Source organism: [Clostridium] aerotolerans DSM 5434 (assembly GCF_000687555.1).
Taxonomy (GTDB): Bacteria; Bacillota; Clostridia; order Lachnospirales; family Lachnospiraceae; genus Lacrimispora; species Lacrimispora aerotolerans.
In genome coordinates this window covers 50,055-63,860 of the sequence record NZ_JHWJ01000016.1, presented here as the reverse complement: position 1 = coordinate 63,860, position 13,806 = coordinate 50,055, and the positions used below count along the sequence as shown (strand labels likewise).

Sequence of the window (13,806 nt, the reverse complement as noted above, 5' to 3'; positions counted from 1 at the left end):
AAATGAAATTTGAAGAATCAGAAGCATTATTTGAGGAATCCAGGAACTATTTCCCGGGAGGGGTAAATAGTCCGGTCCGTGCCTTTGGATCCGTTGGAGGGGCCCCTGTGTTCGTAAAACGGGCATCAGGTTCCCATATCTTTGATGAAGATGGCAATGAATATATTGATTACGTAAATTCCTGGGGGCCAAGTATCTTAGGCCATGGTTACGGACCTGTCATAGATGCAGTCAGAGAGGCCTGTCTTGATGGCCTGTCCTTTGGGGCGCCGACGAAAAAGGAGCTGGTCCTTGGCGGGCTCATCCGGGAATGCATTCCTTCTATGGAGATGATGAGAATGGTAAGCTCCGGCACAGAAGCAGTGATGAGCGCCATTCGTGCGGCCAGAGGATTTACGGGAAGAGATAAAATAGTTAAATTTAAAGGCTGCTATCACGGTCATTCTGACGGCCTTTTGGTGAAAGCAGGTTCCGGCGCCTTGACCGGATCGGCACCAGACAGTGCCGGTGTACCGGCTTCCTATACGGAGCATACTTTGCTTGCCACATACAATGGGGAAGAATCCGTTAAGACCTTGTTTGAACAATTCCCGCAGTCAATTGCCGCGGTTGTGGTTGAGCCTGTGGCTGCCAATATGGGTCTGGTTCCTCCAAGTCAGGGATTCCTTGAATTCTTAAGAGAGATTACCACCCGCTATGGGGCGCTGCTGATTTTTGATGAAGTCATCACCGGATTCCGAATGGGAATCGGAGGAGCTCAAAAATATTATGGCGTGATTCCGGACATGACCACTCTTGGTAAAATAGCAGGAGGCGGTATGCCAATGGGAGTTTATGGCGGACGCAGGGAAATCATGGAAACGGTTTCTCCTGTGGGAAAGGTGTATCAGGCAGGAACCCTTTCCGGCAACCCCATCGCAACGGCGGCAGGAATCGCTACCATTAAGACGTTAATGGAACGCCCTGAAATTTATAAGGGGCTTGAAGAAAAGGCAGGCAGACTTATATCGGCTCTGAAAGAGGCACTGCCGGACACGAAAGTTAATCAGGCAGGCTCCTTATTCAGCGTGTTCTTTTCTAAAACTCCGGTGGTGGATTTTGAAACAGCCCTCACCTCTGATACGAAGAAATATGCAGCCTACTTCCATTATCTGTTAGACCATGGCATTTACACAGCACCGTCTCAGTTTGAGATTTTGTTTTTAAGCGCAGCTCATACGGACGAGGATATAGAGAAGACCTGCAATATTATAAAGGAAGCAGCCAGCCATCTATAAAGAAGGTGGAAGGGGATCGCAGAAGGAGGGAAACCTGCATTCTGCGGTCTTTTTTCTTGAGGATCAAATTCTTTAAAAATCTAAAAATTACATAAATTGTATTAACATTTGGAATTTCTATTGATAAAAAACCAACTCTGGTATATTTTATTCATAGAGGAGGCTCAATCTATGGACTATTTGGTTGTATATATTAGTAAAACCGGAAATACTCAGAAGGTAGCTATGAAAATTTTTGAATCCCTTCCCGGAAAGTCCAAAGATATCGTCAGACTGGAGGAATTGCGAGCGGAGGAAGCAGATACGTATTTTATTGGCTTCTGGAATAACCGCGGAACCTGTGAGACTGAGATGATGGACTTTCTTTCCGGTCTGCATGGAAAACGGGTTGCATTATTTGGAACCTGCGGACTGATGGGAAATGAAGATTATTTAAAACAGGTTGAGCGGCAGGTCGCTGTTTTTCTGCCGGAAGACAACAAATATCTTGGCTGCTTTTTGTGTGGAGGGAAGTTAGGACCCTTTATACTTGAAAAATACAGACAGATGCAGGCGGTCAGCAATACGCCGCAGATCAGGGCTTTGATATCTGCTTACGAAGATGCCATGCTGCATCCCAATGAGCAGGATTTAGATAATGTATGCCGGTTCGTAAAATCCGTGTTAAAGCAGGTAACAAAAGAAGAGGAGGATCAAAATGGGGTTAAAAGATGATAAAGACTCTGGAAATAATAAAAAATCATTTATGTACTATTACGCCATTGTTTTAGTGCTTATGATCATATTTAACGCACTGACAGTACCGTGGATTCAGTCAAAAGCCATGACAGAGGTGCCATACAGTACATTTTTGGAAATGGTGGATCAGGGTAAGGTCCAGGCAGTGGCAAAAACAGAAACAGAGATTCAGTTTAAATCCGATACAGGGAAAAAGGACTGGGAAGGAAAGCCGGTATATCAGGTATATAAAACAGGACCATGGCCGGATGATACTTTAACGCAGCGGTTGGTTTCTCACAACGTTCAGTTTGAAAAGACCATCGTTGCTCAGATGTCACCCATTCTTTCTTTTATGCTTACCTGGATCATACCGATTCTGATTTTTGTATTTTTAGGTAACTTCCTGTCAAGGCAGCTTCAAAAGCGTATGGGCGGTCCCAATACCATGTCCTTTGGAAAATCAAATCCAAAGATTTATGCGGAATCTGAGACAGGTAAGACCTTCCGTGATGTTGCCGGACAGGAAGAGGCAAAGGATGCCTTAAAAGAAATCGTGGATTTTCTCCATAATCCTCAGAAGTATGCAGAAATCGGTGCCTCTCTTCCAAAGGGAGCCCTTTTAGTAGGACCTCCTGGAACTGGTAAAACACTTCTTGCAAGAGCAGTGGCAGGAGAGGCCCATGTACCGTTTTTCTCCATCTCCGGTTCGGAATTTGTGGAAATGTTTGTAGGTATGGGTGCGGCTAAGGTCAGGGATCTATTTAAGCAGGCCAATGACAAAGCACCTTGTATCGTGTTCATTGATGAGATTGATACCATAGGAAAGAAGCGTGATGGAGGCGGCTTTTCCGGTAATGATGAAAGAGAACAGACCTTGAACCAGCTTCTGGCTGAGATGGATGGGTTTGACGGAAAGAAGGGTGTCGTTATATTGGCAGCCACCAACCGTCCCGATTCTCTTGACAAAGCCCTGCTACGTCCAGGCCGGTTTGACAGACGTATTCCAGTGGAGCTGCCGGATTTAAATGGCAGAGAATCCATCTTAAAGGTTCATGGAAAGAATGTAAAGCTGTCTGATGATGTGGATTTTAGAGGTATCGCTCTTGCTACTTCTGGAGCAAGCGGAGCGGAGCTTGCCAATATTATTAACGAGGCTGCATTAAGAGCCGTTCGTTTGGGAAGAAAAACCGTAACACAAAGGGATTTGGAAGAAAGCGTGGAAGTGGTAATCGCTGGCTATCAGAAAAAGGATGCCTCTGTCAATGTGGAAGAGAAGAAGATCATTGCATACCACGAGGTGGGACATGCACTGGTAGCCGCTTCCCAGACACAGTCTGCTCCAGTTCATAAGATTACGATTATCCCAAGAACCTCAGGAGCCCTTGGCTACACCATGCAGGTAGATGAAGAAGAACGTCATCTTCTCACAAAGGAGGCAGCTCTCAATAAGATTGCCACCTTTACCGGAGGTAGAGCAGCGGAAGAACTGATCTTTCAAACAGTTACCAGCGGTGCTTCCAACGACATCGAGCAGGCGACTAGAATTGCCAGAGCCATGGTCACCCGCTACGGTATGACCGATGAATTTGACATGGTAGCTCTTGAGACCGTGACCAATCAATATCTGGGCGGAGATACATCACTTGCCTGTGCCCCTGAGACCGCAAAGCGGATTGACGAGGCGGTGATTGGAATTGTCCGTGAGCAGCACCAGAAGGCGTATAAGATACTAAAGGATAACATTACTAAGCTTCATGAAATAGCAGAATACCTCTTAGAACGGGAGACCATTACCGGGGAAGAGTTTATGGAAATCTTCCGAAAAGAAGCGGTACAAGGATAAATAAAAAAGAATCAGAGACGAAACGGCTTTGACTGCAGCGTAGGAACAAGGATTACGAATGCCGTAAGACTGCAGCCAGTTGTTTCACTCTCTGGTTCTTTTTTTGCGTTGGGCTGGAAAAAAATTCAAAAAGATTCCATCAAAAATGAACCAATGGAGTCGTTGCTGGCTCTTAGTATATAGATGCATCAAAAAAGGAAAGGAAAAGGCTATGGACGAAGCGAAAAAGACATTGGTTGAAAGCATGCTTGCCGGCAGCGAGACAGCGTTTGATGAATTATACCGTTCCTGCTTCGCGAAGCTTTACAGAATGGCATATTTCATTACTGGAAACCGAAGCGACAGTGAAGATATCATTCAAGAAACATTTGTGAAATGCTTTCTCCACAGAGCCACGTTAAAAGAGCCAGAACGGTTTGAGCCCTGGCTCTACCAGATTATGGTGAGAACAGCCTGGCGGTATGAGAAAAGAAAAAAGGGAAGGTATGAGCTCTCATTTGAAGGGATTCTGGATAATAAAGAGGATAAAATGGGAGCGGAGCGGATTCTGGAAGATGAAATGAATAAAGGTCCCCTTGGGACGGTTTTAGAAGCAGAGGCTGCTTTAGAGATTCAAAGTGCACTCCAGTGCCTTGACGTAAAATACAGGACAGTTGTTCTATTGTATTATTACAATGAGCTAAGTACAAAAGAAATAGCCAAAGTGACCGGAACCTTGGAGGGAACTGTAAAATCCCGCCTATATAAGGCCAGGAAGCTGTTAAAGGATTTGCTGGAGGATGATAGCAGAGAGGAAGAGGAAAGGGGAATCTGTCATGGCTAAAAATCTGGATGATTTTTTAAGAGATAAGATAAAAACGGAATTGGATTCCTTGGAGCCCGACATGGATGGGGAACGGCGCCTGATAGAAATCCATAAAAAATGCAATCAAAGGAGTGGTCATATGAAATTAAGAACAAATAAGCTGGCAGCAGCATTTATGGCAGTGGCAGTTATTACGGTATTAGGTACGGTAACCGCAGTTGCCTCAGGTAAAATTACAAGGTTGATCAGTAGTTCAAATAACACGGATACTTATACCATAGCACAACTTCGTGAAGAGGCAGTGGATCAGATGAAAGCCTCTCCCAAAATTCCAGAATCATTATCCAGTGAAATGAGCTTTAAGGAAGGATATATTACGAACGTTAAAGGCTTGGGCGATGACAATAATCAGGTGCTCGAATATCCAGAGGTTTGTGCTGACTATGGAAATACAAAGCGGGTAACACTTACCAGTCATGTTCATCAGGAGGCATTGGCAGAGGAGAACGACCAGGCTGCTAAAAAAGAAGTTTATCATAACGTAACCATAACAGTTTCAACTCTGAACTATCTGTTCCTTCCCCCGGATCAGGAACCTTCTGCAGAAGATAAAAAGCTTGAAGAGGAAGGAAAACTGATGATTAGTTATGGAAGCAGTGAGGAACAGCGAAAGGTATTCAAAATGGTAAGCTGGTCAGAGAATGGAATTGATTATTTGCTGTATACCTTTGATGATTTTGATCTGGATTCTTTAAGCGGAATGGCCAGGGGAATCATTGATATGAAATAAATCATAGCTAGAACGCGAAGAGACCGCCTGGAAAAAATACAGGCGGTCTTTTAAGTATCTGATTTTTTCAGGATTTCTGCATACATCCAGCCATTATACTTATACAAGGACTGGTCCTTTAGAATTGACATCTGTTTGCGCCAATCCCTTGGTGATTTTCCTGTTATAGAAAGGAAATGCCGGTTAAAGCTTGAGATAGAATGAAACCCCACCCGTTCCGAAATGCTTAAGACGGATTCCTCTGTCACGCGCAGCAGATCAGACGCCTTTCGGATGCGTGTGGTATTAAGATGCTCTAGCGGTCTCGTTCCTGTAATTGAGGAAAACAGCCTTCGAAAATGGGTAGGACTTAGACCGCATAATGCGGCCAGATGTTCCATAGGGAAGTCCTCCATATAATGGTAGCGGATAAATTCCAGTGCCGGCGCAATGACAAGTGCATTTTCCGGGGGCTGGTCTTTTTTTTGATGATGGAGGACAGAAATTCTCATAAGATTGGAAGCCAGGGTCAGAAACAATCCCCGGACCGCCAGCTCAAACCCAGGTTCCTTCCTTTTAAGCTCCTCTATGATTTCTGTGACAAGAGAATGAATGACCGGATACTCCCTTTTTCCCATGATCAGACTTAGATGGTGCTCTGAGACCGAGAAAAGCTCCATATTATGAAGATCTGCACCAGAGAAAAATGGGTGAAGCAGCTCCCCCATATCAACGAATAAATAAGACCATTTGCTGCAGGTGCCGGGGGCGCTGCAGGTGGTGTGGGGGATGTCACAGGATACGGCGGTGATGTCACCAGCCTGAAAGGGGTAGGAGGTATCTTCAAAAATCATAGTGCCGCTGTCTGTCTCGCATATACCGATTTCCAGGCAGTTGTGAATATGAAGCCGCCCGGAAGGTACATCGGAAATCCTCCAATGTTCTCCAGTCAAAAGAAGGACAGGAAAGTGAGTGGGTAGATCATAATCTCTAAATTCAATCACTGTCTTTTTGCGTTTAGGCATATGTACTGAATCCTTCCTGATTTTATTCCTTTTATTATACATGATATATAATTCTCATTTCAACCAAAAATCATTTTAAATAAGTGATTTTGCATGTAATAAATCCTTCTGTACTAGTTGAAAATGCAAATAAACTCGAAACAGGAAGAAAAACAGTAGGGATAATAAGGCAGGCAGAATAAATAAAAGGTTGAAATTGCATAGTTTTAACAGGTAATTGATTGGAAACGGATTTATGAATTTTTTATAATAGATGTAACAATATTTGCACCTATGGGGGGATATTATGAAAAATTCGGAAAGAATGACGAATCAGATCAGAACGAATCGGGGAAAAAAGAATGGGTTCCTTCGTTATTTGCAAAGAGACTGGCAGCTTTATGTACTCATGATTCTTCCCATGCTCTTTATTCTGGTATTTAAATTTCTGCCTTACAGCGGGTTATCTATAGCGTTTAAGGATTACAAGGTGGCAAAAGGGTATTCCGGAAGTCCCTGGGTGGGATTTTCTGTGTTCCAGAAGGTGTTTGGAAAACGGGATTTTGGTCAGGCCGTAGGCAATACGCTGCTTTTAAATATTCTGGACCTGGTTTTTTCATTTCCTATGCCAGTGATTTTAGCCTTAATTCTCAATGAAATTAAAAACAGATATTTCAAAAGCGTCATGCAGACTCTTTTATACCTCCCTCATTTTTTATCCTGGGTCATCATCGGAGGAATCGGTTATTCCCTGTTTTCCATCAGCAGTGGAGTGGTAAATGTCTTAATCCAGAATGCGGGCCACAGTCCCATTCCATTTTTGCAGGATAATACCTGGTGGCTGATCAGCTATGTGCTGATTGGAGTATGGCAGTCCATGGGCTGGGGGACGATAATTTATCTGGCGGCCATTACCGGTGTGAATTCCGAACTTTATGAGGCGGCCAGGGTAGATGGTGCTGGGAGATTAAAGCAGTGCCTTCATGTAACACTTCCCTGCATCCGGAGCACCATTGTCACACTCTTAATCATGAATCTAGGAAAGCTGATGGGAGGCTCCTTTGAACGGATTTACGCTTTGGCCAATGCGAAGGCAACAGAATTTACCACCACCATACCTGTTTTGGTATACCGTTGGGGTATTGAAAGCGGCAAATTCAGTGAAGCCACGGCTTTGGGCTTGTTCCAGTCTGTCATTGGCCTTTTCCTTGTTGTTCTCGCTGACTACATAGCCAAACGTCTTGGAGAAGACGGTCTCATATAAGGAGGGAAGATGATGCAGTATAGTAAGAACCAGAGGCACAGAGCATGGACCAGGGCCAGAGCAAAGAATTTGCTGGTAGACTTCTTTTTTTACGCGTTGCTCCTTGCCATAGCTATGACCTGTCTTTTGCCATTTATCCATATCTTTGCAAAGTCCATCAGCAAAGAAGCCTATGTCATTGCAAACAAGATTTTTCTGATTCCCAAGGGCATTAACTTCGATGCGTATAAGAAGGTCTTTCAGGATGCTTCCATTGTAAGGTCCTTATATGTATCCGTTGTTGTGACGGCTGCTTTCACAGCCATAGGAACCTTCCTTACTATAAGCTCTGCCTATGCCTTAAGCAGAGTCCAGCTAAAGGGAAGAAAGGTCATGACCTTTTTCATTATGTTTACCATGTATTTTACGGCTGGGACCATACCGGATTACCTGCTGATGAATAATCTTCGTATGCTGGATACCTGGTGGTGCATGATTTTGCCCTTGTCCTTTGCGGCCTATAATTTTCTGATTATGAAAAATAACTTTAAGGCCTCCATTCCTGACAGCCTGATTGAATCCGCCCTTATTGACGGAGCCAGCCATTTTAAGATTTTAAGCCATATAGTGGTTCCTTTATCAAAACCAATTATAGCGACCATCTCCCTGTTTTACGCGGTAGGGCGCTGGAATGCTTATTCCGATGCTCTGTTCTACATCAAGCAGCGTGTGGATTTACGGCCTTTGCAGTTAAAGCTTTATTACCTTGTGGTAGCGGCCAGTGAATCCTTTAAGGCGGAGGGAGGAGCAATGGCGGGGCAGATTACAAGTCCTGAGGTGTTAAAGGCTTCCTGTATTATATTTGCAACATTGCCAATTATCTGTATCTATCCCTTTGTACAGAGATATTTTGTTCAGGGAACCATGATAGGTGCAGTGAAGGGCTAATGATATGGAACAAAATGAAAAGGAGGATATTCATGAGAAAAGGGAAGGGTTTCAAACGGGCAGCAGCCTTTGGTCTTGCATCCATGATGGCAGCGGGGGTTCTGTCAGGATGTGGCGCAAAAGTCAAGGTTTCTGCTACTACGGCAAATGACAAAAAAGAAGAGGGGAACCAGACAGAAGCATCAAAGACGGAGGGCAATGGATTCACCGATTATTCCAAAGGATTTCCTGAAAATGTGACCATAAAAATCCCGGTATATGACAGAGGCTTTGAAGGCTGGGATCCGGCCAATAATTATTACACTCGCTGGATTCAGAAAGAATTTGGCGAAAAATACAATGTAACGGTTCAGTATGTGGCCATTAACCGGCAGAATGAGATTGCAGATTATATGCAGATGATTGCTGCTGGTAACGCACCTGATATCATTTATCATTACGATATGCCCCAGGCAGTGAACTATAATTCTGAGGGCGCCATGCAGGAGCTTAATTTAGAGGAGATGAAATATTATGCTCCTGACTATTATAAGAAAGCCGAAAAAAACATCAATACATACGGAAAATTAGATGGAAAGAATACCTTCTTTTTTGCAGAGCGTAATCCCATCTATTACAACTGGGTCACTCTCATCCGTCAGGATTGGCTGGATCAGGTAGGAAAAGAAAAGCCAACAACAAGAGAGGAACTTCAGGAGGCGGCTAAGGCCTGGAAGGAAGCTGGTCTTGGTAAACTGGGAGACCAGATCATTAATAAGAGCTACACCTACGAATATCCATTTATCGGTTCATCACCAGATAAAAAGGATTTAAACCTGTATCTTGACTTAAATGTGGCACCTCTTACCTGGAGTGCGACCAAGGATTATCTAAAAGCGAGAAACCAGGAATTCAATGACGGAATCCTTGACCCGGAATTTTACTTAAATACGGATGATGCAGCATGGAAGGCAGACTTCGTGGCCGGTAATGTGGGAACCTACTCTTTTTATATTTCTGCCAATACAGATGTAATAAATAGCTTAAAGGCCAACGATCCAAAAGCAGAGGTTTCAGTCATCAGTCCAACCGCTGGTGTACCAAAGGACAGTCACGCCTACTATTATAAATACCCGCCCTACGGAATGATTATGGGTATCAACTCAAAGACAGACGAAAAGCAAAGAGCAGCAGTCTTTATGTTCTTAAACTGGATGTCACAGCCTGATAATCTTTTCTTCCTGCAAAATGGTGTGGAGGGAGCTAATTATACCCTGGATTCCGATGGAATTGCAGAACCCGTCAAGGATTTTAAAGGAGAAAGCAAGCTTTCCAATAACAATAACAAAGACTACTGGTGTCTGGTAACGGAAATGGCGGATTACGGGGACGAAGAGAAAAATCTGAAAGCAAATATCAGAACCCTTGCCCCAGCCGGATACGAGGATCTAGTAAAGCAGTCCTATGATTATACAAAAGAAGTGGAGCAGTATGGACTGATCAGCCCGATCTTTACAAAGAGCGTTGAATCCACTGGAGAGTATGCAGCAGATTTAACAGCCATGTGGCAGGAGTTCTATGTGGATATGATCACCTGTAAACCAGAAGAGCTGGATGCCAAGTATGAAAAGTATTGTAAGGAATATTTAGACAACGGATATCAGGAAATTCTTGATGAAAAGCAGAAGCTGATTGATTCCGGAGACTTTATTGCGCAATAAGAATGTGAGGGCTGTTGCAGATCTGGCAGCAGCCCTTTCTTAAAAACAAAATGGGAGTTTTCTATGACAGAATATTTGTTTCATCAAACAGAACAAAAGGGTAAGGATGGAATTCTTGTAAAGCCAGACGAGATTTATATGCCTGGTTCTGAGTATGGGTTTTTTACAGAGAAATCTCATGGTTCCTCTCTTTCTTTCAGCCTGCCTGAGATTAATACTGGTTTTGTTCCATCTGCTGGCTTTGGGGAAGAAATTAGAATCAAGCAGGATAAATTGGGTTGCTACGTGGATTCTAAATCAACGTATGGAGATATTCCCTTATCCTTTCAGGCCAGTGTTAAGACTCAGGGGAATTATCTCCTGTCTGTCACTCTGTGCGCAGGGGAAGAAGAACCTGAGGTCCTGGTTTTCGTTGGGAGGAGGCAGCTGGTCTATCAGGGAAGCCTTAAGGTAATGGAAGAATGGAACGGAGCATTTCCTGTATCGGTCTGTGACTTTATACCCAGAGGACAGACAGAACGGTTCCCGGATCAGGGAGTAAAAATATCGGTCATCAGCAGGTCTGTTCGTATAAAAAAACTGAAGGTAGAGCCTTGGATTGGAAAAACAATATTCCTTGCCGGAGACTCCACATTAACAGACCAAACCGGAGAGTATCCATATGCTCCCAATGTCTGCTACGGTGGCTGGGGGCAGATGCTGCATGCTTATTTAGAAGGAGAGTATACAGTATCCAATCATGCCCATTCCGGTCTGACCACAGAAAGCTTTCGGGCGGAGGGCCATCATGAGATCATGATGGAAGGAATCAGCAAAGGAGATATCTGCCTGTTCCAGTTTGGTCATAACGACCAGAAGCTTGACCATCTAAAAGCAGACGGCGGATACCGTAAAAATCTAATGGAATTTGTGAAGGAGATACAGGAAAAGGAAGCCTTACCCGTACTTGTCACACCTCTTGCGAGAAATAGCTGGATCGACAATGGAACTACTTATAATGATCTGCTAAAAGATTATGCAGAAGAAGTTATAAACCTTGGAACAATCTTGGGCGTTCCAGTTGTTGACCTTCATGGAAAGAGCATGGAGCTTATGAAGGAACATGGAATGGAAGGAGCCAAACAATGGTTCTATCCACTTGATTATACACACACCAATGATTATGGGGCTTTTCATATGGCTGGTTACGTTTGGAAAGAGCTGCTTAATTTAGGTGTAATATCTGCTTTGGGGAGGGAATTACCGGTATGGGTACCCTCCAGGGGGAATGCCTGGTTATCATATGAAAAAGGAGAACATTTATGAGAGAGACAAAGAGAGGAAGCTTTACCCTTCCGGGAGAATCCGGCTATGAAGAACTGACCCTTACCCTGGCGGACCGCTGGGGAGCGGATGTGATCCGTGATAGTGACGGAACTGCCCTATCCGATGAGATAACAGAAGCTGGCTACGGAATTTATTCTACCATCTGTCTGATTCGTGATCACAATGAATGGGCAAGTTCCCATACAGAACATCTTCAGCAGACCTTTCTGGTCACGGAGCCAAGGGTGGCATTCAAAGGCCAATTAAGAATTCCGTTGATGGAAGATTTTTATGAGGATCAGTTTCAGATCAACGAAACTTCTGATTCCATGAAATACTGGCAGGTTTATGACCGCACCGTCAATGAGGAGATGCCTCATGATTTATGGTCCTATCGTCCTGAAACAAAAGAAGTAGAGATTAATAGCGTCCTTCCTTTTCATCAGTATACGGTCAGCTTCCTGGCATACCGGATATGGGAAGAGATATCCATGTATAACCATGTAACAAATCACTGGGAGAAAGAGCATCTTATGCCCCTGGACCCAAGACATGAAGAGACCAGGAATTATTTATACCAATGGCTTAAAACATGGTGTGAAGAACATCCCTCTACAACCGTAGTTCGATTTACCTCGCTCTTTTATAATTTTGTTTGGATGTGGGGAAGCAGTGATCGAAAACGGAATCTGTTCAGCGATTGGGGCTCCTATGATTTTACCGTAAGTCCCAGAGCGCTCATGGAGTTTGAAACGGAATATGGCTATGCTCTGACCGCAGAGGATTTTATTAATCAGGGAAAATTCCATGTGACTCATATGCCGCCTTCCAAACACCAGCTTGATTATATGGATTTTGTAAATAAGTTTGTAGTGGAATTCGGAAAAGAGCTTGTAGAGCTGGTCCATACCTATCATAAAAAGGCTTATGTATTTTACGATGACAGCTGGATCGGCCTGGAGCCCTATGGCAGTCGATTTAAAGAGTTTGGCTTTGACGGACTCATTAAATGTGTATTCTCCGGCTATGAAGCAAGACTGTGTGCAGGCGCTCTTGTTGACACCCATGAGCTAAGGCTTCACCCCTACCTCTTTCCCGTTGGTCTTGGCGGTGCTCCAACCTTCTGTGAAGGGGGAGATCCTGTGAGGGATGCAAAAGAATACTGGATTCGGGTACGACGTGCCCTGTTGCGGGAAAAGATCGACCGAATTGGTCTCGGCGGATATCTTCATCTGGTGGAAGGTTATCCGGATTTTTGCAGCTACATGGAAAAGGTGGCTGATGAATTTAGAAGCCTTAAATCCTTTCATGAGGATGGAGAGGTATACTGCCTGCCAATCCGGGTAGCAGTCCTTCATTCCTGGGGAAAACTCAGGTCCTGGACCTTATCCGGCCATTTTCATGAAACCTTTATGCATGATTTAATTCATATCAATGAAGCCTTATCCGGCCTTCCTGTTACGGTGGATTTTATTAACTTTGATGATATCAGACAAGGCGCACTAAAGAATATTGATGTAGTCATCAATGCAGGTGCAGCAGGCACAGCCTGGAGCGGCGGCGAGGCATGGTCCGATGCTGGTATTGTGGAAGCCTTATCCGGCTTTGTCTCTCAGGGAGGAGTATTCCTTGGAGTCAATGAGCCATCTGCCATAGAGGGATATCACACCTTCTTACGTATGTCTCATGTTCTGGGGCTTGATAAGGACACAGGTGCCAGAGTATGTCATGGCCGATATGATTTTATAAAAGAAGAAATACCAGGACTGATTCCTGATGGAGCCAGGATAAAAGAAGGAACCAATCTTTACCTGACTGATTTGGACACCAGAGTGCTGGCGGCTAAGGATAAGCAGCCGCTGATTACATATCATGCCTTTGGAAAGGGCTGCGGCATCTTTTTAAGCAGCTTCCAGGTGACCAATGAGAACACAAGGCTGCTCTTAAATCTCATGCTCCTGGGACGAAAGATGGAGCTGGATCAAAAGTATCTGACAGATAATCCTCAAACGGAATGTGCCTGGTATCCTAACAGTAGAAAGCTGGTCGTCATCAACAACAGTGCTTTAGTGCAAAACACCTGTATTAAAACTGAGGATGGTATTTCAGAAATAAGACTGGAGCCATTTGATACAGCGGTGATCGAGCTGTAAGCAGCGGGTAAATAAAAAGAAAGCAAAGAGAGTCGCCTT

At 44.1% G+C, this 13,806-nt stretch carries 11 protein-coding genes; 10 read left to right on the top strand and 1 reads right to left on the bottom strand.

Annotation, left to right across the window (positions count from 1 at the left end; translation table 11 throughout):
- Nucleotides 1-2 precede the first annotated feature (2 nt).
- From hemL to T546_RS0118740, 5 genes are all read left to right on the top strand, one after another.
- A complete protein-coding gene (gene hemL, locus T546_RS0118760; RefSeq protein ID WP_026892954.1) occupies nucleotides 3-1,277 on the top strand; it encodes a glutamate-1-semialdehyde 2,1-aminomutase in 1,275 nt (424 codons plus the stop codon).
- A 171-nt stretch (nucleotides 1,278-1,448) separates the two neighbouring features.
- Nucleotides 1,449-1,991, top strand: coding sequence for a flavodoxin family protein BilS (bilS, locus tag T546_RS0118755; RefSeq protein ID WP_026892953.1), 543 nt, complete (start codon nucleotides 1,449-1,451; stop codon nucleotides 1,989-1,991).
- Complete coding sequence (gene ftsH, locus T546_RS0118750) at nucleotides 1,975-3,840, top strand: ATP-dependent zinc metalloprotease FtsH (RefSeq protein WP_026892952.1); 1,866 nt, start codon at nucleotides 1,975-1,977, stop codon at nucleotides 3,838-3,840. The genes bilS and ftsH overlap by 17 nt, the downstream gene beginning before the upstream one ends.
- 211 nt (nucleotides 3,841-4,051) lie before the next feature.
- Nucleotides 4,052-4,663: an RNA polymerase sigma factor gene (locus tag T546_RS0118745; protein ID WP_026892951.1), complete on the top strand. Its 612-nt coding sequence runs from the start codon at nucleotides 4,052-4,054 to the stop codon at nucleotides 4,661-4,663.
- Nucleotides 4,656-5,435 carry a hypothetical protein gene (locus T546_RS0118740; RefSeq protein WP_026892950.1) on the top strand — a complete coding sequence of 260 codons (780 nt, stop codon included), beginning with the start codon at nucleotides 4,656-4,658 and terminating at the stop codon, nucleotides 5,433-5,435. The genes T546_RS0118745 and T546_RS0118740 overlap by 8 nt, the downstream gene beginning before the upstream one ends.
- A 50-nt stretch (nucleotides 5,436-5,485) precedes the next feature.
- Here T546_RS0118740 and T546_RS0118735 read toward each other — a convergent pair whose 3' ends face one another.
- The gene (locus tag T546_RS0118735; RefSeq protein ID WP_026892949.1) at nucleotides 5,486-6,439 is read right to left on the bottom strand and encodes an AraC family transcriptional regulator; all 954 of its coding nucleotides are present in this window, start codon (nucleotides 6,437-6,439) and stop codon (nucleotides 5,486-5,488) included.
- 286 nt (nucleotides 6,440-6,725) lie between these two features.
- On the opposite strand from T546_RS0118735, the gene T546_RS0118730 reads away from it, so the two are divergent.
- From T546_RS0118730 to gnpA, 5 genes are all read left to right on the top strand, one after another.
- Nucleotides 6,726-7,682 carry an ABC transporter permease gene (locus T546_RS0118730; RefSeq protein WP_026892948.1) on the top strand — a complete coding sequence of 319 codons (957 nt, stop codon included), beginning with the start codon at nucleotides 6,726-6,728 and terminating at the stop codon, nucleotides 7,680-7,682.
- A gap of 9 nt (nucleotides 7,683-7,691) precedes the next feature.
- Complete coding sequence (locus T546_RS0118725; protein ID WP_026892947.1) at nucleotides 7,692-8,609, top strand: carbohydrate ABC transporter permease; 918 nt, start codon at nucleotides 7,692-7,694, stop codon at nucleotides 8,607-8,609.
- 32 nt (nucleotides 8,610-8,641) lie between these two features.
- Complete coding sequence (locus T546_RS0118720) at nucleotides 8,642-10,309, top strand: extracellular solute-binding protein (protein ID WP_026892946.1); 1,668 nt, start codon at nucleotides 8,642-8,644, stop codon at nucleotides 10,307-10,309.
- 63 nt (nucleotides 10,310-10,372) lie between these two features.
- The gene (locus T546_RS24780; protein WP_026892945.1) at nucleotides 10,373-11,614 is read left to right on the top strand and encodes a rhamnogalacturonan acetylesterase; all 1,242 of its coding nucleotides are present in this window, start codon (nucleotides 10,373-10,375) and stop codon (nucleotides 11,612-11,614) included.
- A complete protein-coding gene (gene gnpA / locus T546_RS0118710; protein WP_026892944.1) occupies nucleotides 11,611-13,767 on the top strand; it encodes a 1,3-beta-galactosyl-N-acetylhexosamine phosphorylase in 2,157 nt (718 codons plus the stop codon). The genes T546_RS24780 and gnpA overlap by 4 nt, the downstream gene beginning before the upstream one ends.
- Nucleotides 13,768-13,806 lie beyond the last annotated feature (39 nt).